Raw genomic sequence first — 19,803 nt, 5'->3', positions numbered from 1 at the left:
GTCTAGCGTGGTTCGCATGACGACAGAGAAGCTGTTCCAGGTCAACGGTGTGGAGCTGTGCGCGGAGACGTTCGGCGATCCGGCGGATCCGGCGGTGCTGCTGATCCACGGTGGGACGGCCTCGATGCTGTGGTGGGATGCCGCGTTCTGCACGAGGCTCGCGGGCTTCGGCCGGTACGTGATCCGCTACGACCAGCGCGACACCGGCCGCTCGACCACCTATCCGGTCGGCGAGCCGCCGTACGCGATGAGTGACCTGGCCGCGGACGCGGTCGGTCTGCTGGATGCACTGGGTGTTGCGCGCGCACATGTGGTCGCGCAGTCGATGTCGGGTGGGATCGGGCTGATCCTCGGGGTTGACCACGCGCCCCGGGTCGCTTCGCTGACTTTCGTGTCGACGTCACCTGGTGACGACGACCTGCCGCCGCCCTCGGGCGAGCTGCCACAGATCAGTACGCCGGACTGGGGCGACCCTTTAGCCGTTGAGGAGTACGTCGTTCGGTCGATCGAGGCCGAGTCGGCGGGCGTGTTCGACGAGGTAGCGGCGCGGGCCTTGGTTCGGGCGGATATGGCGCGGGCGGGGAACTACGAGGCGGTGATGACGAACCACTACTCGATGAAGTTCGACGGGCCGCAGGGCGGTGGCTTCGGTGCGCTGACGATGCCGGTGCTGGTCGTGCACGGTGACTCCGACCCGTACTTCTCAGTCGCACATGGTGAGGCGATCCGGGACGCCGTACCGGACGGGAAGCTGGTCGTCATTGCCGGTGCGGGTCACGGCATCCCCGAACCTCTGTGGGATGAGTTCCTTGCGGCGCTCGCCAAGCACACGGAGCCGAGCTGATGCGCGCCGCGGTGTGGTTGCCGTTGTTCGACGAACTGGCGGACCCGTTGGTGGTTGCGCGGCTCGGGGCGCTGGCCGAGGAGGCTGGCTGGGACGGATTGTTCGTGTGGGACCAGCTGTGGTGGCGGGAACCGATCCAGGCGGTCGCCGACCCGTGGATCACGCTCGCGGCGGTGACGTGCGCGACCGAGCGCCTGCGGATCGGGCCGATGGTGACACCGGTCGCTAGGCGGCGTCCGGTGAAGCTGGTGAAGGAAACGGCGACGCTGGACGTGCTGAGTCGTGGCCGGTTGACCTTGGGCGTCGGGCTCGGGAGTGACCGCTTCGCGGGGGAGTACTCGCGGACTGGTGAGACCGTGGACGATCGGGTCCGCGCTGAGCAGCTGGACGAATCGTTGGCGATCCTTCAGGCCGGTTGGAGCGGGGAATCGGTGGTGCATCACGGGCAGCACTATCGGGTCGACGACGTACGGTTCCTGCCGCGGCCGGCGCAGGGACAGGTGCCGATCTGGGTGGCGGGCTTCCCCGGCAACCTCAAACCGATCAGGCGCGCGGCGCAGTACGACGGCTTCTTCCCCGTCAACCTGTCGTCGCCGGACGAGCTGGCTGCGGCGACCGGTAGGCTGCGGGAGATCTTCGGGCAAGATGCGTTGCCGGAGGGATTCGACGTGGTGGTGGCGCTCGAACCGGAGATGGATCCGCAGGCGTTCGAGGCCGCCGGCGCGACGTGGGGACTGACCGACCTCGATCCGACGACGATGCAGCTGGCCGATGTGCGGGCGATGATCGCGGCCGGACCTCAGTGGTAGCTGGCTCATCCGGTCAGCCGGTCGACCAACGCGGCGAGGTGGGCGTCGGTCTGTTGGGGCGGGGGACTGGTGGAGGCGAGCAGCTCGAGGGCATGGGTGTAGGACTCGACGTCATCGCGTTTGTCCAGATAGAGCGCGCTGGTCAGATGCTCCAGGTAGACGACGTCAGGCAGATCCCGTTGTGGGAACCGCAGCAGACTGAAGGCGCCGCCGGTCGCCGCGTGTCCGGGGCTGCCGATCGGGATGATCTGCAAGGTGACGTTGGGGCGGTGTACGGCGTCGCGCAGTGCGATCAGCTGATCGCGAAGGACCTCGGTGCCGCCGATCGGCCGACGTAGGACGGCCTCCTCGACCACGGCCCAGAGTTTGAGTGGTGGCTCGCGATCCAGAGCCCGCTGCCGCCGCGTCCGCAGGGCAACGACTCGCTCGATCTCGTCATCGCCGCGTGTAACCCCGGTCAGCCGAGCGACCGCCCGCGCATACTCCGCGGTTTGCAGCAGGCCGGGAACGAACTGGATCTCGTACGTCCGAATCAGCTCCGCGGCCGCCTCCAGCCCGAGGTAGGCGTCGAACCAGTCCGGCGTGACATCGCCGTACCGATGCCACCAGCCGCGACTGTTCGCCTCGCGGGCCAGCTCGAGGAGCCGATCACGCTCGCGGGCCTCAGTCACGCCGTACAGACTCAGGAGATCCTCGACGTCACGCTCCTTGAAGCCGACCCGGCCGAGCTCCAACCGGCTGATCTTCGACTCCGACGCCCGGATCGCCCAGCCGGCATCGGTCCTGCTCACTCCCGCCCGCTCACGCAGCCGCCGCAGATGACCACCAAGCATCATCCGCAAGGCCGTCGGCCCCACTACACCTTGCCCCGCCATGCGACCACTCTACAGTACTATCGAACATATGTTCTAGCGTGGAGTTCCTGAGATGAGCCTCCTGCCGTGATGTCGAACGGTCGCCCCGGCGTTCGTTGAAGAGGTAACGGCCGAACTGTTGAGGCCGATGCCCTACGAAAGGATCTGTCGTGGTGGATGACAAGGCGCCGCACGCTGTGCTGGTCGAACTGATCGAGCGCTTGAGCGGAAGATGGCGTGTCACTGGGCGGGGAATCGAGGGCGAGGCCGAGTACAAGTCGATGGACGCGGGTCGACTGCTGGTTGCGAGCGTCGACTTCGTCGTCAACGGCACCAGAATGAGGGTCATTCAGCACATCACCTACGACGAGGATGCCGCAGTGTTGCGGGCCGACTACATGGACACCATGGGAGGCAAGTCCATCTACACGTGGACGTTGGATGGCAAGATCCTCCGCGTCAGCTTGGGTGTCGGAGAGTCGGATACCTACTTCGAGGCCGCGTTCAAGGACGACGATTCCGAGTACGTCGGATCGTGGCACTACCCGGACAGTGCTGGCGATGCCGCGGCCGATGAGCGGATCGTGTACAAGCGAATCGAACACTGACGGAGGATTCCTGAAATGAAGCTTCTGCTCACCTCTGGTGGCGTGACCAACGACAGCATCCGCGAGGCGTTGGTCGAGCTGCTGGGCAAGCCGATCGCGGAGTGCCGGGCGCTCTGCATCCCGACGGCGCAGTGGGGGCATCCGATGTTGGGGCCTGCCTCGGTACGGCGCTTTGTTGCCGGTGAGGCTCCGTGGCACTCGATGACCAGCCTGGGGTGGGCGTCCTTGGGGGTCCTGGAGCTCACCGCGTTGCCCAGTATCGGCGAGGAACGGTGGGTGCCGTGGGTTCGCGAGGCTGACGTGCTGCTGGTGGATGGCGGCGACGCGACGTACCTGCATCACTGGATGCGGGAGTCCGGGTTCGCCGAGCTCATGCCGTCGCTATCGGAGACGGTGTGGGTCGGACTCAGTGCCGGCAGCATGGTGATGACACCGCGCATCGGCGCCGACTTCGTCAGCTGGCCTGCGGCGGTCGACGACCGCACGCTCGGGGTCGTCGACTTCTCGATCTACCCGCACCTGGACCACGAGCAGATGCCCGGGAACACCATGGCCGATGCGGAGAGGTGGGCCGCCGACATCGCAGGTCCGGCGTACGCGATCGACGACGAGACCGCCATCAAGGTGACCGACGGCGCCGTCGAGGTGATCTCCGAAGGACACTGGAAGGCGTTCCCCGGATAGCTCACTGGAACGGGCGGACCTCGAGCTTGCGATCGCAGACCTTCGAGGCCTCGGTGGCCAGCTTGAGAGCGGTGTCCAGGTCGGGGGCCTCCCACACCCAGACGCCGGCGAGGTACTCCTTCGATTCCACGAAAGGCCCGTCGCTGATCAGGGCCTGCTCGCCCCGGTTGTCGATGACTCTGGCCGTGTCGGCGAGCCCGCCGGCGAACACCCAGTAGCCGTCGGCGATCAGCCGGTTGTTGAACTCGCTGATGGCAGGCATCCGGTCCGTGCTGCCGGGATTGTCCTTGTCGTCAATGACGGAAACCAGAAACTTCATCTCGCCATCCTAGTTTCGGCCAGGGCTGTCCAGTGGTCGACATCGGCCGGGGTGAAATGGCGGATGGCCCAGTCGGTCATCCGCAGACTCATGTGCGCCCACAGCGGCCGGAGGATGTCCGGCGGAATCTCGTCGAGGGTCGCGTCGAGCCGCGCGACGACCGCGGGGTCCGGCTCGCCGCCGTGCAGGCCGAAGCGAAGGGTGACGAGGTCGAGTCGGTGATCGCCGCGGCCGGCACCGTCCCAGTCGATGATGCCGGTGAGCTTGCCGTCGACCGCGAGCAGATTGCCGGGATGGAAGTCGACGTGTACGGCGTCGTCACCGCGGAGCGGGCCAGGGTGGTCGGCGCCGACGGCGGTGATCCAGTCGTCGAGTCGCGCCGTACGGCGGTCGTGCGACCTCAAGGGGCCGTGCAGGCAGAAGCCGGGTCCGTCGAAGGTCAGGTAGAGGTTGAGACTCGGAACCGTCGAGTTGCCGGCGAGCAGGAGTCGCAGCTCTTCGTTGACCGCGAGAACCTGATCCAGCAGGCGCTCGTCCAGTACCGCGATAGGTGCTCCGGGCAACAATTCCTGCACGGTCGCGACAGCTGACTCGAGCTGCACCGCCAGCTCCGTCCGAGGCACCGGCAACCCGGCCAGCCGCGCTGCCTCGGACACCGCGATCGGACCCGCCTGAAAGTCCTCGAGCCGAGTGCCAGGCCGCCACTTCAAAACCGACCGGCGGCCGTCGTCCCAACGGACATACGCCGCGCCAACCTCGCCGCCCGAGCACAACCCTTCAACCTCAAGCTGTACGCCGCTCTGTTCCGCGACCTGCTCGACCACCGAACCCACATCAAGGCGGGCAACTCGGCTCCAGGTCATGCTCCGACGCTAACCGATCGCGGGCGCAGTCAGTCGCGGAGGAACTCTGCACGCCAACGAAGAGCTGTGGGCTCAGTCGGCTTAGGCGACTCGTCGAACGCGATCAGCCGGAGGTCAGGAGCCGATGCGAAGGACTCAACGGTCGCTCGGGTGAGCGGCCACGGCGGACCCTCAATCTCCTCATCAGGTTGACCTTCAGTCCGCGGCGTGGCGATCACCACGAGGGCGCCGCCGGGAGCGACGAGTTCGCCGACCTTCTGGATGGCGGTCGCCTGCAACCTGATGGGCAGAGCCTGGACGGTGTAGATCTCGACGACCAGGTCGAACGCGTGATGCCATTCCGCCGGTTGGTCGAGCAGATCGGCGACGACGTACTGCACCTTCGAGTCAGGGTGGTTGCGTTGCGCGGTCTCGACCGCGGTGGGGGAGATGTCGAACGCGGTGGTCTGGTACCCGCGGTCGGCGACCAGCTCGGCGTCCCAGCCGGTGCCGGCGCCGATGACCACCGCGGTCTTGCCCATGCCATTCGGCTCCGAGGCCTCGAACCATTCCGTCAGCAGCGGATTCGCGAAGCCGCGGTCCCACGGAATCACGGCCGAGCCGCCGGAGGCAGCGGAGTACAGGTTCTCGAACCAGCCGGTCGGGTCGTCGCGGTCCAGCGACTCGTGGGCAATCCGCCGAGTCTCCAGCTCCGGGTCCTCACTCATCAGACTCACCTTCCCCGTCGAAGCCCTCGTGGATCGCACGCACTGTTTGCACCGTATCGACCTGGTCGGGCGTCTTGTCCTCGCGGTAGCGCAACACGCGGGCGAACCTCAGCGCCATGCCGGCGGGATAGCGTGGCGAGGTCTGCACACCGTCGAACGCGATCTCGACCACGACCTCCGGCCGCACATAGACCGTGTACGAATCCTCGCGCTCGGCGAGCTCTTGGAACCGCTCGGTCTGCCAGCGCAGAAGCTCGTCGGTCAGGCCCTTGAACGTCTTGCCGAGCATGACGAACTCGCCGGTCGTCTCGTCCCGGGCGCCGAGGTGCAGGTTCGACAGCCAGCCGGTACGGCGGCCGTGGCCCCACTCGGCGGCCAGCACCAGGAGGTCGAGCGTGTGGGTCTGTTTGACCTTCACCCAACCCGAGCCGCGCCGACCCGCCTCGTAGGGGACGGTCAGCGACTTCACCATCACGCCCTCGTGCCCCCGCCGTACCGCGTCCTGGAAGAAGGCCTGGCCTTCCTCCGGGTCGTCGGTCACCAGCCGCGGGATCCGGCGCTCGGGCGGGATCAGTTTGCTCAGCCACTCGTGCCGCTCGGCGCTCTCGAGGCCGAGAAGGTCCTGCCCGTCCTGATGCAGGATGTCGAAGAAGTACGGCGTCAGTGGCACCGACTCGGGACCGGTGGCAGCCCGGGTCGCCGTCCGGGAACCGGTCACCTGGAAGGGCTCCGGCCGCCCATCGGGTCGGAGCGCGATCAGCTCGCCGTCGAGAACGACCTGCTGGGCCTCCAGCTCAAGCACGGCGGTCACCACCTCGGGCACCCGCGCGGTGATGTCGTCGAGCGTCCGCGTGTAGACGACGACCTCGTCACCGTTGCGGTGCACCTGGATCCGGATCCCGTCCAGCTTCCACTCGAGCGCCGCCGGCGTCCCGGTCTTGGCGAAGGCCTCCGCAACGCTGGTGGCTGACTGGGCAAGCATCGGCTGCACCCCGCGCCCGACCTGCAGACCGAACTGCGCAAGCCCTGCCTCGCCTTCGGTCAGTACGGCGACCGCGACCGGAGCCGCCGATCCGCGCAACATGGTCGCGGTGCGGATCTTCTCCAAGGGGATCCCGGTGGCTCTGGCCACCGCGTCAGCCATCACACCGTCCAGCGCACCCTGCCGCAGCTCGCCTCCCACGAGCAGTCGCAGGAAGGTCTGCTCGGCCTCGGTGGCCTGGCCGAACAACGCGTCGACCGCCTCACGACGCCGCGCCTGCGAGCCGGCACCGGACATCTCCGCCAACTCACCGAACGTCCGGTCAACCACCTCGACAGTGAGCGAGGGATCAGTGGCCGGGGCCGGTGCGTCCATCAACGTCCGCCAGCCGACACCCGTCCGGCGCTGGCGCAGCTCGCCGGACAGATACGTCACCACGATCTCGGTCTCGACCGGATCCGTCGCCTGCGCAAGCAGCGCGGCAATGAACTCCGCCTTCTTCAGCCGCGAGCGCGTCCCGCCCACCGCTGCCGACGTCTCCACCACCGCGCTCAGCAACATGCCCCCAGTCTCACCCACCCCACCGACACTTTCGCGCCCCCACCACCGGCCCCCCGACAACACGGACGGATATCCGTCCCTCTTGCCCCTTCGATGCGAGGGGAGTTGGCCGGAGGAGGTTGGACACAGGCGCAGGTCCGTTCCGGGGAGTCGGCGGGACACAACTCGGGGGTGCATACCGCGCGCGGGGCCCTTGAACAGGTCATGCCTTGTTCAAGGCCACCATGTCCTGTTCACACCCCCAGCAACTGCTCGGTGCGGCCACGCCGAGCCACCCACGGATCAGTCACAAGAGCCGGATATTCGGTCTTGTGAGTGGGGGTCAGGGGAGCGGGGGGAGGTCGTCGAGGAAGGCGGCGGAGGGGGTGAAGAAGAGGGTGCCGGTGACGGCGGTGGAGAAGTCGAGGATGCGGTCGTGGTTGCCTTCGGGCTCGCCGATGAACATTCGGCGCAGCATCAGTTCGGTGACCGACGGCGACTTGGCGTAGCCGATGAAGTACGTGCCGAACTCCGCCGTACCGATCTGCCCGAACGGCATGTTGTCCCGCAGGATCTGCAGTTCGTTGCCGTCGGCATCCTCGATCACGTTGAGCACGATGTGTGCGTTGCTCGGCTTGGCGTCCTCGTCGAGCTCGATGTCGTCGAGTTTGGTTCGGCCGATCGCGAGTTCCTGCTGTTCGGTGGTGAGCGCGTTCCAGGCCTTCAGGTCGTGCATGTACTTCTGCACGATCACATAACTGCCACCGGCAAACTCAGGATCCTCGGCACCGATCAGTACGGCGTCCTCTGCCTCGCGGCCGGCCGGATTCTCGGTACCGTCGACGAACCCGAGCAGGTCGCGCATCTCGAAGTACTTGAAGCCGTGCACCTCGTCGACGACGGTCGCGGAGTCGCCGAGCACGTTCATGATCTGGTGGGCGAGCTCGAAGCACTGGTCGAGGTGTGCCGCACGGATGTGGAACAGCAGATCGCCTGGTGTCGAGACCGCTCGGTGCGTCGCGCCTTGCAGCTCGACGAACGGGTGCAGTTCAGCGGGTCGCGGACCGGCGAAGAGTCGGTCCCATGCGTCCGAGCCGATGCTTGTCACGCAGGAGAGGGCTCCGGCCGGTACGCGGAAGCCGACGGATCGCGTCAGGCCGCTGACCCGCTCCAGCAGATCGCGTGCGGTCGCCTCGCCGCCGTTCTCGATCCGCACCACCAGGAAGATGGCCGAACCGGTCAGCGGGGTCAGCACCGACTGCGGCAGTGCGCGCGTCGTTGCCGCCGGTCCGGCAGTTGGATCAGTCACCACAGTGCTCTCCAGCCGTTCGCCCAGGTAGGTCGGGATCATCCTTACAGCCCGGATCCGGTCTACCTGTCTTGGGTCGATCTTCTAGAGTCCTTGCATGCACCCGCACTCAGGCGAGCCGCGCCCCGAGGATTCGCCCCAGGCTCCGCCGGGGCAGTACCCACCGCCCCCGGCCCAGCAGCCCTACCCGGGCTATCCGCCTCAGCAGCCGCCCCCGCCGTACCCGCTGCAGCCGAACCACCCGCCGGCGCAGGGCCACCCGCAACACCCGCAAAACTACCCGCAGCAGCAGGGCTACCCGCCCCCGCCGCAGAACTACCCGCCGGCACCGGGCTATCCGCCGCCGGGGTACCCAATGGGGCAGCAACAGCCCTGGCCGCAGCAGTACCCGAGGGTCAAGGAGCCGCGGGTCATCCCCGCCCCGGCCGGTACGCCGTTCCACCGCCTGGCGCGGACACCGAAGCACGCCGCGTGGCGTCCAGTGGTGGGCAGCCTGGCGCTCGGCGGCTGGGTGTTCGCCGCCTCGCTGGTCGTCTTCTTGGCGTGGCTGGTGATCCACCTGATCCTCGGTGGTGAGATGCCGTCGTTCGAGGGCACCGGTGCCGAGATCTTCGGCAACACCAACGAGGACCTGGCCCTGAACCTGGTGCTGCTGGGCGTGCTGACCCCGTTCGTGGCGCTCACCGCTTGGATGATTCAGCGCCGGCCGGCCTGGAGCGTCGCCTCGGTTCTGAACAAGATCCGCTGGGGTTGGCTCGCGTGGTGCTGCCTACCCGCGGTCGCGTACGTCGTCGCCGGTACCGGCTTCGGGCTCCTCGTCGACCAGATCGTGCCGCCGGACGAGGCAGTGGTGGACACGGGCGCATGGGTCGGCTTCGCGAAGTTCGTCGTACCGCTGATCCTCATCGTGCTCCTGGTGCCGTTCCAGGCGGCTGCTGAGGAGTTCATCTTCCGCGGCTGGTTGATCCAGGCCGTCGGCGCCTACGGGCCCGACAGCGTGGAAGGCCGGGCGCGTTGGGCGCGGGTGCTGTTCCGGACGCCCTGGCCGGGCATCGTCATCAGCGCGATCGCGTTCGCATCGGCGCACGGCTACACCGGTTGGGCGATGGCCGACATCCTGTTGTTCGCGGGTGTCGCCGGGTGGCTCACGGTGCGGACCGGAGGCATCGAAGCCGCGATCGCGCTGCACGTGCTGAACAACCTGTTCGCGTTCCTGCTGCCGGCTGCCACCGGCGGTCTCGACGACTGGTCCGAGCAGGGCGGCGCGCCGTGGACGATCCTGCTGGGCGATGTCCCGGCGCTCGCGATCGTGGTGTTCTCCGTGGTCTGGCTGGCGAAACGCAAACAGATTGCCCGGGTCAGCTAAAACGGGAAGCGAACTGTCGGTGGTGTCTGACAGGGTTGCCGGCGTGACGAAGACGGAAGCAGTTCTGTTCGACTGGGGTGGCACGCTGGCGACTTGGCACGAGGTCGACCTGCCCGCGTTGTGGCGGTCGGTGGCGGTGCTGATCGACGAGGAGCGCGCGGACGAGGTGACGAAGCGTCTACTGGACGCCGAGCACTCCATCTGGGCGCGCTCCCGCGACCACCACCTGAGCAGCACGCTGGAGGAGGTGTGTCTGCTCGCCGAGGTGGAGTGGAGCGAGGCCGCCAACAAGCAGTACGAGCTCGGCTGGGACCCGCACACGGTTCTGGAGCCGGACGCGCTGGAGACGATCCGCGGGCTGCGCGAGCGCGGTCTGAAGGTCGGCGTACTGTCCAACACGATCTGGTCGCGGCGCTGGCACGAGGAGATCTTCGCCCGCGACGGCGTCCTGGAGTTGCTGGACGGCGCGGTGTACACGAGCGAGATCCCGTACACCAAGCCGCACCCGGAGGCCTTCCGGGCCGCGATGAAGGCGGTCGGGGTCAGCGACCCTGCCACCTGCCTGTACGTCGGGGACCGGCTGTTCGACGACGTGTGGGGCGCGCAGAACGCCGGGATGCGGGCGGCGCACATCCCGCACAGCGCGATCCCGGCCCACCAGATCGGGCACACCGAGGGCACCCCGGATGCGACGATCCAGCGGCTGGGCGAGCTGCTGCCGCTGATCGACTCCTGGAACTGATCCCTGCAACTAGAAGGACCCCCGGGCCAGGAGGGTGGCTCGGGGGTCCTTCGGAGGGGTTTCGGGGTGTTGTTACGCGGCCAGTGTCGGGTCGGCCATCAGCCGCAGCCGGCCCAGCGCCTCGCGCTCGATCTGGCGGACGCGCTCGGCGGAGATGCCGTGCACGGCGCCGATGTCGGCGAGTTTGGCCTGCCGGCCGTCGTGCAGCCCGTATCGGCGCCGGATCACGTCGGCCGACCGCGGATCGAGCTGATCGACCAGGCTGAACAAGCCTGACCGGTCGGACGCGTCCGCGACCAGCTGGTCGGGGCCCGGCGCGGTCTCGGCCGCGATCAGGTCACCCAGTGAGGTCTCACCCTCGTCGTCGATCGGGTTGTCCAGGCTGATGTGGTCCCGGCCGATCCGGATGAGTTCACTCACCCGCTCCTCGTCCAGGTCCAGCTCCGCCGCGATCTCTTCGACCTCCGGCTCACGCCCGAGCTTGCGCTCCAGCGTCCGCCGGGCCGACCCGATCTGGTTCAGCTGCTCCACCACATGCACCGGCAGCCGGACCACTCGGGCCTGCTGCGCGATACCGCGGGTGATGGCCTGCCGCACCCACCAGGTCGCGTACGTCGAGAACTTGAATCCCTTGCGGTAGTCGAACTTCTCCACCGCGCGGATCAGCCCCGTGTTGCCTTCCTGGACCAGGTCCAGCAGCGGCATCTGGGACCGCCCGTAACGGCGCGCGATCGACACCACCAGGCGGAGGTTCGCGGTCACGAACCGCTGCTGGGCGCGCTGGCCTTCCTCCGCCAGCCACTCCAGTTCCTCCTCCGTGGCATATTTGGGCGCTCCGCCCTTCTTTCGTCCAACCCGCCCCTCGGCCAGCAGTTGCTCCGCCAGGAGTCCTGCTTCGACCGTCTCAGCGAGCTCGACCTCTTCTTCAGCCGTCAGCAGCGGAGTGCGGGCGATCTCCTCGAGATACAGCCCAACACTGTCCTTGCCGTCGATACCGTCGTCCGTGCTGCGGACACGAGTCGTGCGAGCCACCGAAACTCCCTTCGTCGTTACATGGAGAGCAACGCTCGAGTGAGGTTCAAGATTCCACGGCAGTGTGTAAACTCCCTGAACTTTCCCTGAGAGTTCCCAGCGCCGCTCACCCCGTAATCCGGTACCCACGGCCCGTCATCGCAGCACCTTCGGCAGGCACGCCGCCGAAAAGTCTGAGAATTCGTTCAGAAAACGCCTGATCCGGTGTGCTGAATGTGTTGCACAACACACCGGATCACGGAGATATTCCCGCCGAACGCCAGAAAATTAGGCCAGACCGAGGGTGTCCAGCTCCCAGGCGAGGGTGAAGGCGACCTCGCGCCAGGCGTCGTACCGGCCGCTGCGGCCGCCGTGCCCGGCTTCCATCTCGGTCTTCAGCAGTACGTCGACCTCTCCGGCGGCGGTGAACCGGAGTTTGGCCACCCATTTCGCCGGCTCGACGTAGAACACCCGGGTGTCGTTCAGGCTGGTGATCGCGAGGATACGCGGGTACTGCTGCGCGGTGACGTTCTCGTACGGCGAGTAGGACTTCATGTACGCGTAGACCTCGGGGTCCTCGAGCGGGTTACCCCATTCCTCCCACTCGATCACTGTCAGCGGCAAAGACGGATCGAGAATGGTCGTCAGCGCATCCACGAACGGCACCTCGGCCACGATGCCACCGAAGGCCTGCGGGGCCAGGTTCGCGACCGCACCCATCAGCAGACCGCCGGCGCTGCCGCCCTGAGCGACGACCCGCTCCGGACGCGTCCAGCCGGCCTTGACGAGGTGCTCGGCCGCAGCGATGAAGTCGGTGAAGGTGTTCCGCTTGGTCAGCGTCTTGCCGTTGTCGTACCAGTGCCGGCCGAGTTCGCCACCGCCGCGCACATGCGCGATCGCGAACACGACTCCGCGGTCGAGCAGCGACAGCCGCGGGATCGAGAACCACGGGTCCATCGAGCTCTCGTACGAGCCGTACCCGTAGAGCACGACCGGCGCGTTGCCGTCCTTGGCGACGTCCTTGCGCGCAACCAGCGAGACCGGCACCTTCGTGCCGTCGGGCGGTTCCGCCCACTCGCGGTACTGCGTGTAGGCGCTCAGATCGACACCACCGAGCACCGGCTGCTGCTTGAGCAGTCGCCGCTCACCCGTCGCGATGTCGACGTCGTACGTCGTACCGGGTGTCACGAGTGAGGTGTAGCCGAACCGGTACCGGGTGTCGTTCCACTCGTCGTTGCGGCCGGGGGAGACCGTGTAGATCGGCTCGTCGAACTCGAGCGTCTCGGGCGCACCGAAGCCGTCCTCGGTACGGCGCATGACGGCGAGCTCGGTGAGCGCGTCCCGGCGGCGATACAGGATGACGTGATCGGCGAACGCGTCGGCGCCGAGCAGCCGGCTGGTGTCGTCACCCTCGATGATGGTCGTCCACTCACCGGGTGCATCCAGCGAAGCCGTGGCCAGCGAGAAGTTCGCGGCATCGGCGTTGTGGGTGATCAGGAGCCGGTCGCCGGCGTGCTCGACGTCGTACTCGACGCCCTCGCGCCGCGGTGCGACGATCTTGAGCTCGCCGGTCGGGTCGTTCGCGTCGAGCAGGTAGACCTCGCTGGTCAGCTTGCTGCCGAGCGCGATCAGGATCGCCTGCTCGTTGCGGGTCAGGTCGACGCCGACCCAGAACCGCTCGTCCGGCTCCTCGAGCACCAGTACGTCGTCCGTCGTACCGAGCGTGTGTCGCCAGATCTGGTGCGGCCGCCACGCGTCGTCCACCTTCGTGTAGAAGATCGTCGAACCGTCCGCCGACCACGCCGAGCCGTAGTGGACCTCCGGCAGTTCGTCGGGCAGGAGTTCGCCAGTGCTCAGATCCTTGATCCGCAGCGTGAACCGCTCGTCACCCTTGAGGTCGACCGAGTACGCGAGCAGCTGCCCGTTGGGGGAGACGTCGACAGTGCCGAGCGAGAAGAACTCCGAGTCGCCCGCGACCAGGTTGCCGTCGAGCAGCACCTCTTCACCGGCGATCTCCGCATCCAGGGCCGGCGGCTCATCGCCGTTCACCTTGACCCGGCAGTGGATGCCGTACTGGCTGCCTTCGACCGTGCGGGCGTAGTACCAGTACTCGCCGCGCCGGGCCGGCACGCTCAGGTCGGTCTGCAGGGTGCGGTCCGAGATCTCCGTGAAGATTGCCTCGCGCAACGATTCGAGGTGGCCGGTGCGGGCCTCGGTGTACTCGTTCTCGGCCCGGAGGTACCCGAGCACCTCGTCGTTGGTCTTGTCCCGCAACCACTCGTAGTCGTCGACGAACACGTCGCCGTGATGGGTGCGCTCGATCGGCTTGCGAGCGGCGACAGGGGGCTGCGGTGCGGGGGAGTTCAACTCGGACATGCGGGCGAGACTACCCGCCCGCGCGTCGGCGCGCAGGCGGCTAAACGTCGTACGTGGCGACGACCGGGGCGTGGTCGCTCCAACGCTCGGCGTACGTCGGTGCGCGGTGGATCACGCAGCCGGTGGCGAGCTCGGCCAGGGCGGGGGAGGCGATCTGGTAGTCGATGCGCCAGCCGGCGTCGTTGTCGAAGGCCTTTCCGCGCCAGGACCACCAGGAATAGGGGCCGGGCCCGTCGCCACCGAAGCGGCGGCCGAGGTCGGACCAGCCGGCCTCGAACAAACGATCCATCCAGGCCCGCTCCTCGGGCAAGAAGCCGCTCTTCTTGCGGTTCGCCTTCCAGGCCTTGAGGTCTTCCTCGCGGTGGGCGATGTTCAGGTCGCCGCACATCAAGACGTGCCGCCCGTCACTGCGCAGCTCGGTGAGCCGGGCAGTGATCGCATCCAGGAAGGCGTACTTCTCCTCCTGCCGCGGCGGCGTCTCGAACTCGCCGGTGAACACATAAGTGCTCACCGCGGTCAGCGTCGAGCCATCGTCCAGTACGACGTCCGCTTCGACCCAGCGCCCGGTGTCGGCGAACCGCGCCGGGCCGATGTCGATCCGCTGGTCCTTGATCGGCCGCCGGCTCGCGACCGCCACTCCGGCGCGACCCTTGTGCCCGTCCAGAGCCGGCTCCGCGTGCGCGATGTTCCAGTCGCCGCCGAGGTGATCGCGCAGGACCTCGTCGGCCGCCCGAACTTCCTGCATCAGCAGCAGATCCGGATCGGTCTGCTCCAGCCAGGGCGCCATCCCGCGGCGGTAGGCGGCTCTGATCCCGTTCACATTCACCGTAGCGACCGTCAGCACCCGGAAACCCTAGCCCGAATGCGCCCAGGAGCCCGCTTCCGGCACGCTCAGCCGCTCCCGTGGGCCATCCCGGCCACAACTGGTGGCCGGAGACAGGAAGTGGTGGGTGTGAACAGGTCATAACTTGTCCTCACCCACCAGTTCTTGCTCACGCCCCCGGTGGGCGGCCGGGGTCGGGGTGCGTGGTGGAGAGGATGGCGTCGAGGGAGTGCTCGATCAGGTGTTCCAGGTCGGTGGTGGAGATAGTGGCGTCTTCGATCCAGAGGAGGAGGGTCTGTTCTACGTAGCCTTGCCAGCCCAGGCAGGCGAGCTCGACCACCGGCGTGACCTCGATGCCGGTCTCGCGGACGGCGCCGATCACCCAGGTGCTGAAGACGCCGCGGAGGTCCGAGTGCAGCTTGCGGACCTCGGGGTCACCGGCGGCGGACATCAGCAGGGTGGCGCGGTAGAGCTGCGGGGCCTCGAGGACTGCGCGGACGAATGCGCGGATCCCGGAGCGGAGCTGCTCGGCCGGCGGCAGCGACTGGTCAGGGGCGGTGCGGAGCAGGATCTCGGCCGCGGCTTCCTCGATGACGGCGTACTGGAACTTCTTCTTCGAGCCGAAGTAGTGGAAGAGCAGGGCAGGGGAGACCTTTGCCTCGGCGGCGACCAGCTCGACGGTGAGCTCGCGGTGCGGGTCGGCCAGCAGCACCCGGCGGGCGGCTTCGAGGATCTGGGCGCGCCGCTCGTCGGGGCGCAGCCGAGCGGACGAGGTCTGGGTCATACGGCCAGTCTATTGAGTCTTGGGTCAATAAGCACTTACTGTTGAGTATCCACTCAACAGCTCGAGCCGGAGGATTACAGATGCGACCGCTGCCCGGACAGGTTGTCCTCATCACCGGAGCGTCCCGCGGGATCGGCGCCGCAGTGGCCCGGAGCCTCGCGAAGGACGGCGCCAAGCTCGCGCTGATCGGTCTGGAGCCGGACGAGCTGAAGCAGGTCGCCGAGGACTGTGGCCCGGACGCGGGGTGGTGGGAGGCAGACGTCACCGACACCGAGTCGCTCCGTACGGCGATCGAATCCGTGCACGCGCGCTACGGCCGCATCGACGTGGTGATGGCGAACGCCGGTATCGCAGCGCCGGGCTTCACCCGCAGCATGGACCCCGCGGTCTGGGAGCGCGTGCTGGACGTCGACCTGTACGGCGTGTGGCGCACAGTGCACCTGACGCTGCCTTACCTGTTGGAGAGCAAGGGTTACCTGCTGCTCGTCTCGTCGCTGGCCGCTGTTGTGCACATCCCGGGCCTTGCGTCGTACAACGTGGCGAAGGCCGGTGTGGAGGCGATGGGCGACACACTGCGGCCCGAGCTGAAGCACCTGGGCGTGCGAGTCGGCGTTGCGCACATGACGTTCGTGGACACCGACATGGTGCGTGGAGTGGATGACCACCCGGTGTTCGGCAAGGTGCGGACCGGGATTCCGCTGGCTAGCAAGGTGTATCCGCTCGAGTTCGCCGTACAGAAGTTCACCGACGGCATCAAGCGCCGGAAGCGGACTGTGCACGTGCCCGAGTGGATCGGCGTACTGAAGGTGTTCCGCTGGCTGATCCCGCACGTGATCGAGATCGGGTCGCGCTTCAGCGTGCCGAAGGCAGACCGGGCGGCTCTGGCCGACATCCAGGCTCGTGGTGCGTCTGTGTCGACGCGCGCGTCGGGTGCCGGCGGCAAGGCGGACACCGCGAAGGCCAGCGGGCGATGAGCCGCCAGTACGACGTAGTCCTGCTCGGCGCGAGTGGCTTCACGGGAGCGCTCACTGCGGAGTATCTCGAGAAGAACGCGCCCGCGGAGCTCAAGTGGGCTGTGGCCGGGCGGAACCGGGCGAAGCTGGAGCCGTTCGGCAAGGACGTGCTGATCGCGGACGTGACTGACCCGGCGTCGCTCAAGACGCTTGCAGAGTCGACCCGGCTCGTGGTGACCACAGTCGGTCCCTACATCCAGTACGGCGAGCCGCTGGTGGCCGCGTGTGCGGAGGCGGGGACAGACTATCTGGATCTGACCGGTGAGCCGGAGTTCGTGGACCGGATGTACGTGAAGTACCACGAACGCGCTCTCCAGACCGGAGCACGGATCATCCACGCGTGTGGGTTCGACTCGATCCCATATGACCTGGGTGTGCAGTACACGGTCGAGCAGTTGCCGAAGCGCGTGCCGATCACGGTCGACGGTCTGTTGCGGGCCGGCGGGCGGCCGTCGGGTGGCACGTTCCACACCGCGATCACGGCGTTCTCGCGACCGAAGCAGAACCTGGACGCGCACAACGCGCGGAAGCGCGCCGAGGCACGGCCGGAGGGACGGCGTGCGCGGGCGGTCGGCGGCCGAATCCATCGGCAGCAAGGTTTCTGGGCGGTGCCGTTGCCGACCGTGGATCCGCAGATCGTCGCCTACTCGGGGCGCCTGCTGGACAGCTACGGACCCGACTTCCGCTATGCGCACTACGCGGCGGTCAAGCACTTGCCGATGGTTGCCGGAGGCATCGGTGGCATCGCGTTGCTGGCGACCGCCGCGCAGATCCCACCGGCCCGAAGGGCACTGCTCAATCGCTTGCAGCCCGGTGATGGACCGAGTCCCGAGGTGCGGGCGAAGTCGTGGTTCAAAGTGCGCTTCGTCGGCCGCGGTGGCGGCAAGCAGGTGATCACCGAGGTGGCCGGAGGTGACCCCGGGTACGACGAGACCGCCAAGATGCTCGGAGAAAGCGCTCTCTGCCTTTCTCTGGACGATCTCCCGGAAACGGCCGGCCAGACCACGACCGCCGCGGCGATGGGTCCGGCATTGCGCGAACGCCTGGTGAAAGCAGGGATGACCTTTGCCACCCTCAGCACAAGCGACTACTAGCCAGGACGGAACGCGGATCGCGTTCTACGACTACGGGCGGGATGCTGAGGCGCCGGTGCTCCTCTGCGTGCACGGCTATCCCGACAACGCCCGCCTGTGGGAGCCGGTCGCCACGGAGTTGGCGGCGGACTTCCGGGTGATCACGTACGACGTGCGCGGGGCGGGGGAGTCGGACCACCCGCGCGCGCGTTCGGCGTACCACCTGGATCGGCTCGAGGACGACTTCATCGCCGTCCTCGACGCGGTGTCGCCGGACCGCCCGGTCCATCTGCTCGCGCACGACTGGGGTTCCATCCAGTCGTGGCACTTCGTCACGAGTGAGCGGTTGCGCGGCCGGATCACGTCCTTCGTGTCGATCTCGGGACCGTCGCTGGACCACGCGGGCTTCTTCATGCGCCGGCACCGCCCGGTCCGCAACGTGATCCGGCAGCTGCTGCACTCCTGGTACATCTACTACTTCCACCTGCCTTGGTTGCCGGAGAACGGCTGGCGACGAGGCTGGGCGCATCGGGTCTTCGCTCGACTCGAACGGTCGGCTGACGGACTGCCGCCAGAAACCGGAGAGCGCTCTCTGGGCGATTACGTGAACGGTCTCAACCTGTACCGCGAGAACGTGATCCCGCGGATGCTCAGGCCGGCGGAACGGAGCACCGACGTACCGGTGCTGGCGGTGTCTCCCGAGGACGACGTGTTCGTGAGCACCCCGCTGCAGACCGATATCGCACGCTGGGCCCCGAACCTCACGGTCGAGGTGGTCAGGGGCGGCCACTGGATGCCCCGGAATGATCCCGGACTTGTCGCGCGGCTGGTGCGCGACCACACCCGGGAGCTGGCACGCTGAAGGTATGAGGACGCTTCTCAACCTGATCTGGCTGGTACTCGCCGGCTTCTGGCTGTCGGTCGGCTACGCGATCGCCGGCATCATCTGCTGCGTGCTGATCGTGACGATCCCGTTCGGCATCGCGTCGTTCCGGATCGCGGGCTACACGCTATGGCCGTTCGGCCGGACCATCGTCGACAAGCGCTCGGCCGGTGCGGGTGCACTCCTCGGCAACCTGATCTGGGTGATCGTCGCCGGCTGGTGGCTGGCCCTCGGCCACCTGGTCACGGGAATCGCTCTCTGCGTCTCGATCATCGGCATCCCGCTCGGTATCGCGAACTTCAAGCTGATCCCGATCTCCCTGCTGCCGCTAGGCAAGGACATCGTCCCGACCGACCAGCCGTTCGCCCGGTGAGGTCGCTGACCGTCCTCGGTTCGTGCGGCGCCTGGCCCGAGGCCGGCCGCGCCTGCGCCGGCTTCCTGGTCGAGTACGAGGGTTTCCGCGTCGTACTCGACCTTGGGTACGCCGCGCTGCCACAACTGCTGCAGCACCGTCCACACGCCGAGGTCGACGCAGTCGTCGTCACCCATCAACACCCGGACCACTGCGTCGACTTGAGCGCACTAGCGCGCGTCCGGTACTACGAAGCTCCCGACGCGCCGCCGATCCCGCTGGACTGCCCGCCCGGTGTAGTCGACGTACTCCGCGCGCTGGAGCCGAACCCAGACCCAGCAACAGTCTTCGACATCCACGACCTAGCAGCCACCACCCAACTAGGCCCGTTCACCGTCGAATCCATCCAGCTCCCGCACTACGTCCCGAACTTCGGTGTGCGGCTCACAGCACCAGGTGTCTCCCTCGCCTACACCGGCGACAGCGGACCGTCCGAAGAGCACACCAAGCTCGCGGAAGGCACCGACCTGTTCATAGCCGACGCGACCCTCCAAGGCCCGTCACCCCAAACAACCCCGCGCTACGTAATGACCGCAGCCGAGGCAGGTCGAGCGGCGAAGGGCGCGAGCCGATTGCTGCTCACGCATTTCTGGCCGGGCTCGGACCGCTCGGTGTCTGTGAGCGAGGCGCAGGCAGAGTTCGCCGGCGAGGTGATCGCCGCCACCGAGGGACTCACGCTGCCCTTGTAGGGCGCGGCTGGTCAGGCGAGAGGTGGTCCCGGGGCGCGGCGTGGTCAGGCGAGAGGTGGTCCCGGGGCGCGGCTCGGTCAGGTGAAATGCTGGGCGGGGCGCGGCTCGGTCA

21 protein-coding genes are annotated in these 19,803 nt (G+C 67.5%); 11 read left to right on the top strand and 10 right to left on the bottom strand.

Annotated features, from left to right (window positions below):
• Nucleotides 1-16 precede the first annotated feature (16 nt).
• Both ACFTSF_RS09750 and ACFTSF_RS09745 read left to right on the top strand, forming a co-directional pair.
• Nucleotides 17-844, top strand: coding sequence for an alpha/beta fold hydrolase (locus ACFTSF_RS09750; protein WP_380153453.1), 828 nt, complete (start codon nt 17-19; stop codon nt 842-844).
• The gene (locus tag ACFTSF_RS09745) at nt 844-1,653 is read left to right on the top strand and encodes an LLM class flavin-dependent oxidoreductase (RefSeq protein WP_380153452.1); all 810 of its coding nucleotides are present in this window, start codon (nt 844-846) and stop codon (nt 1,651-1,653) included. The genes ACFTSF_RS09750 and ACFTSF_RS09745 overlap by 1 nt, the downstream gene beginning before the upstream one ends.
• 5 nt (nt 1,654-1,658) lie before the next feature.
• Here the strand turns inward: ACFTSF_RS09745 and ACFTSF_RS09740 are convergent, their stop codons facing one another.
• Entirely contained in the window at nt 1,659-2,528 is an 870-nt protein-coding gene (locus ACFTSF_RS09740) for a helix-turn-helix transcriptional regulator (protein ID WP_344163633.1), read from the bottom strand.
• 149 nt (nt 2,529-2,677) lie between these two features.
• On the opposite strand from ACFTSF_RS09740, the gene ACFTSF_RS09735 reads away from it, so the two are divergent.
• Together ACFTSF_RS09735 and ACFTSF_RS09730 are read left to right on the top strand one after the other, a co-directional pair.
• Nucleotides 2,678-3,115 (top strand): hypothetical protein, encoded by a 438-nt coding sequence (locus ACFTSF_RS09735; protein WP_380153451.1) that lies wholly within the window; start codon nt 2,678-2,680, stop codon nt 3,113-3,115.
• Nucleotides 3,116-3,130: 15 nt separating this feature from the next.
• Nucleotides 3,131-3,799, top strand: coding sequence for a Type 1 glutamine amidotransferase-like domain-containing protein (locus ACFTSF_RS09730; RefSeq protein ID WP_380153450.1), 669 nt, complete (start codon nt 3,131-3,133; stop codon nt 3,797-3,799).
• 1 nt (nt 3,800) lies between these two features.
• Here the strand turns inward: ACFTSF_RS09730 and ACFTSF_RS09725 are convergent, their stop codons facing one another.
• The 5 genes from ACFTSF_RS09725 to ACFTSF_RS09705 all read right to left on the bottom strand — a co-directional run bounded on the left by ACFTSF_RS09725 (nt 3,801) and on the right by ACFTSF_RS09705 (nt 8,561).
• On the bottom strand, nt 3,801-4,118 hold the full coding sequence (locus tag ACFTSF_RS09725; protein ID WP_380153449.1) for a YciI family protein: 318 nt from the start codon (nt 4,116-4,118) through the stop codon (nt 3,801-3,803).
• The gene (locus ACFTSF_RS09720) at nt 4,115-4,981 is read right to left on the bottom strand and encodes a phosphotransferase (RefSeq protein ID WP_380153448.1); all 867 of its coding nucleotides are present in this window, start codon (nt 4,979-4,981) and stop codon (nt 4,115-4,117) included. Before ACFTSF_RS09720 ends, ACFTSF_RS09725 begins: the two co-directional genes overlap by 4 nt.
• A gap of 29 nt (nt 4,982-5,010) precedes the next feature.
• Entirely contained in the window at nt 5,011-5,688 is a 678-nt protein-coding gene (locus ACFTSF_RS09715; protein ID WP_380153447.1) for a class I SAM-dependent methyltransferase, read from the bottom strand.
• Nucleotides 5,681-7,231, bottom strand: coding sequence for an ATP-dependent DNA ligase (locus ACFTSF_RS09710; RefSeq protein WP_380153446.1), 1,551 nt, complete (start codon nt 7,229-7,231; stop codon nt 5,681-5,683). Before ACFTSF_RS09710 ends, ACFTSF_RS09715 begins: the two co-directional genes overlap by 8 nt.
• Before the next feature lie 322 nt (nt 7,232-7,553).
• The gene (locus ACFTSF_RS09705) at nt 7,554-8,561 is read right to left on the bottom strand and encodes a Dyp-type peroxidase (protein ID WP_380153445.1); all 1,008 of its coding nucleotides are present in this window, start codon (nt 8,559-8,561) and stop codon (nt 7,554-7,556) included.
• Between the two features lie 55 nt (nt 8,562-8,616).
• On the opposite strand from ACFTSF_RS09705, the gene ACFTSF_RS09700 reads away from it, so the two are divergent.
• Together ACFTSF_RS09700 and ACFTSF_RS09695 are read left to right on the top strand one after the other, a co-directional pair.
• Nucleotides 8,617-9,885: a CPBP family intramembrane glutamic endopeptidase gene (locus ACFTSF_RS09700; protein WP_380153444.1), complete on the top strand. Its 1,269-nt coding sequence runs from the start codon at nt 8,617-8,619 to the stop codon at nt 9,883-9,885.
• Nucleotides 9,886-9,928: 43 nt separating this feature from the next.
• Entirely contained in the window at nt 9,929-10,627 is a 699-nt protein-coding gene (locus ACFTSF_RS09695) for an HAD family hydrolase (RefSeq protein WP_380153443.1), read from the top strand.
• Between the two features lie 72 nt (nt 10,628-10,699).
• Here ACFTSF_RS09695 and ACFTSF_RS09690 read toward each other — a convergent pair whose 3' ends face one another.
• The 4 genes from ACFTSF_RS09690 to ACFTSF_RS09675 all read right to left on the bottom strand — a co-directional run bounded on the left by ACFTSF_RS09690 (nt 10,700) and on the right by ACFTSF_RS09675 (nt 15,621).
• Nucleotides 10,700-11,659 (bottom strand): RNA polymerase sigma factor RpoD/SigA, encoded by a 960-nt coding sequence (locus ACFTSF_RS09690; protein ID WP_132414024.1) that lies wholly within the window; start codon nt 11,657-11,659, stop codon nt 10,700-10,702.
• Between the two features lie 267 nt (nt 11,660-11,926).
• Nucleotides 11,927-14,014: a S9 family peptidase gene (locus ACFTSF_RS09685; RefSeq protein WP_380153442.1), complete on the bottom strand. Its 2,088-nt coding sequence runs from the start codon at nt 14,012-14,014 to the stop codon at nt 11,927-11,929.
• A gap of 40 nt (nt 14,015-14,054) precedes the next feature.
• Nucleotides 14,055-14,858: an exodeoxyribonuclease III gene (locus ACFTSF_RS09680; RefSeq protein ID WP_380153441.1), complete on the bottom strand. Its 804-nt coding sequence runs from the start codon at nt 14,856-14,858 to the stop codon at nt 14,055-14,057.
• A gap of 148 nt (nt 14,859-15,006) precedes the next feature.
• Complete coding sequence (locus ACFTSF_RS09675) at nt 15,007-15,621, bottom strand: TetR/AcrR family transcriptional regulator (protein WP_380153440.1); 615 nt, start codon at nt 15,619-15,621, stop codon at nt 15,007-15,009.
• 80 nt (nt 15,622-15,701) lie between these two features.
• On the opposite strand from ACFTSF_RS09675, the gene ACFTSF_RS09670 reads away from it, so the two are divergent.
• The 5 genes from ACFTSF_RS09670 to ACFTSF_RS09650 are packed head-to-tail and all read left to right on the top strand — an operon-like array spanning nt 15,702 to nt 19,691.
• Entirely contained in the window at nt 15,702-16,595 is an 894-nt protein-coding gene (locus ACFTSF_RS09670; protein WP_344163594.1) for an SDR family oxidoreductase, read from the top strand.
• Nucleotides 16,592-17,728 (top strand): saccharopine dehydrogenase family protein, encoded by a 1,137-nt coding sequence (locus ACFTSF_RS09665; RefSeq protein ID WP_380153439.1) that lies wholly within the window; start codon nt 16,592-16,594, stop codon nt 17,726-17,728. Before ACFTSF_RS09670 ends, ACFTSF_RS09665 begins: the two co-directional genes overlap by 4 nt.
• Nucleotides 17,700-18,569, top strand: a complete 870-nt coding sequence (locus ACFTSF_RS09660) for an alpha/beta fold hydrolase (protein ID WP_380153438.1) — start codon at nt 17,700-17,702, stop codon at nt 18,567-18,569. Before ACFTSF_RS09665 ends, ACFTSF_RS09660 begins: the two co-directional genes overlap by 29 nt.
• 4 nt (nt 18,570-18,573) lie before the next feature.
• Nucleotides 18,574-18,963: a YccF domain-containing protein gene (locus tag ACFTSF_RS09655; RefSeq protein WP_344163585.1), complete on the top strand. Its 390-nt coding sequence runs from the start codon at nt 18,574-18,576 to the stop codon at nt 18,961-18,963.
• Entirely contained in the window at nt 18,960-19,691 is a 732-nt protein-coding gene (locus ACFTSF_RS09650; RefSeq protein WP_380153437.1) for an MBL fold metallo-hydrolase, read from the top strand. Before ACFTSF_RS09655 ends, ACFTSF_RS09650 begins: the two co-directional genes overlap by 4 nt.
• Nucleotides 19,692-19,803: the final 112 nt, after the last annotated feature.

Origin of the sequence: Kribbella sp. NPDC056951, assembly GCF_042674205.1 — a bacterium.
In the GTDB taxonomy this organism is placed as follows: domain Bacteria; phylum Actinomycetota; class Actinomycetes; order Propionibacteriales; family Kribbellaceae; genus Kribbella; species Kribbella yunnanensis.
Note: the sequence above shows the minus strand (reverse complement) of the source record. Positions and strands in the feature narration are given on the sequence as shown.

Bases quoted from the DNA above. Each gene is read 5' to 3' on its own strand.
- ACFTSF_RS09750 (WP_380153453.1), top strand. From the start codon at position 17: ATGACGACAGAGAAGCTGTTCCAGGTCAACGGTGTGGAGCTGTGCGCG.
- ACFTSF_RS09745 (WP_380153452.1), top strand. From the start codon at position 844: ATGCGCGCCGCGGTGTGGTTGCCGTTGTTCGACGAACTGGCGGACCCG.
- ACFTSF_RS09740 (WP_344163633.1), bottom strand. From the start codon at position 2,528: ATGGCGGGGCAAGGTGTAGTGGGGCCGACGGCCTTGCGGATGATGCTT.
- ACFTSF_RS09730 (WP_380153450.1), top strand. From the start codon at position 3,131: ATGAAGCTTCTGCTCACCTCTGGTGGCGTGACCAACGACAGCATCCGC.
- ACFTSF_RS09725 (WP_380153449.1), bottom strand. From the start codon at position 4,118: ATGAAGTTTCTGGTTTCCGTCATTGACGACAAGGACAATCCCGGCAGC.
- ACFTSF_RS09720 (WP_380153448.1), bottom strand. From the start codon at position 4,981: ATGACCTGGAGCCGAGTTGCCCGCCTTGATGTGGGTTCGGTGGTCGAG.
- ACFTSF_RS09715 (WP_380153447.1), bottom strand. From the start codon at position 5,688: ATGAGTGAGGACCCGGAGCTGGAGACTCGGCGGATTGCCCACGAGTCG.
- ACFTSF_RS09710 (WP_380153446.1), bottom strand. From the start codon at position 7,231: ATGTTGCTGAGCGCGGTGGTGGAGACGTCGGCAGCGGTGGGCGGGACG.
- ACFTSF_RS09705 (WP_380153445.1), bottom strand. From the start codon at position 8,561: ATGATCCCGACCTACCTGGGCGAACGGCTGGAGAGCACTGTGGTGACT.
- ACFTSF_RS09700 (WP_380153444.1), top strand. From the start codon at position 8,617: ATGCACCCGCACTCAGGCGAGCCGCGCCCCGAGGATTCGCCCCAGGCT.
- ACFTSF_RS09685 (WP_380153442.1), bottom strand. From the start codon at position 14,014: ATGTCCGAGTTGAACTCCCCCGCACCGCAGCCCCCTGTCGCCGCTCGC.
- ACFTSF_RS09675 (WP_380153440.1), bottom strand. From the start codon at position 15,621: ATGACCCAGACCTCGTCCGCTCGGCTGCGCCCCGACGAGCGGCGCGCC.
- ACFTSF_RS09670 (WP_344163594.1), top strand. From the start codon at position 15,702: ATGCGACCGCTGCCCGGACAGGTTGTCCTCATCACCGGAGCGTCCCGC.
- ACFTSF_RS09665 (WP_380153439.1), top strand. From the start codon at position 16,592: ATGAGCCGCCAGTACGACGTAGTCCTGCTCGGCGCGAGTGGCTTCACG.
- ACFTSF_RS09655 (WP_344163585.1), top strand. From the start codon at position 18,574: ATGAGGACGCTTCTCAACCTGATCTGGCTGGTACTCGCCGGCTTCTGG.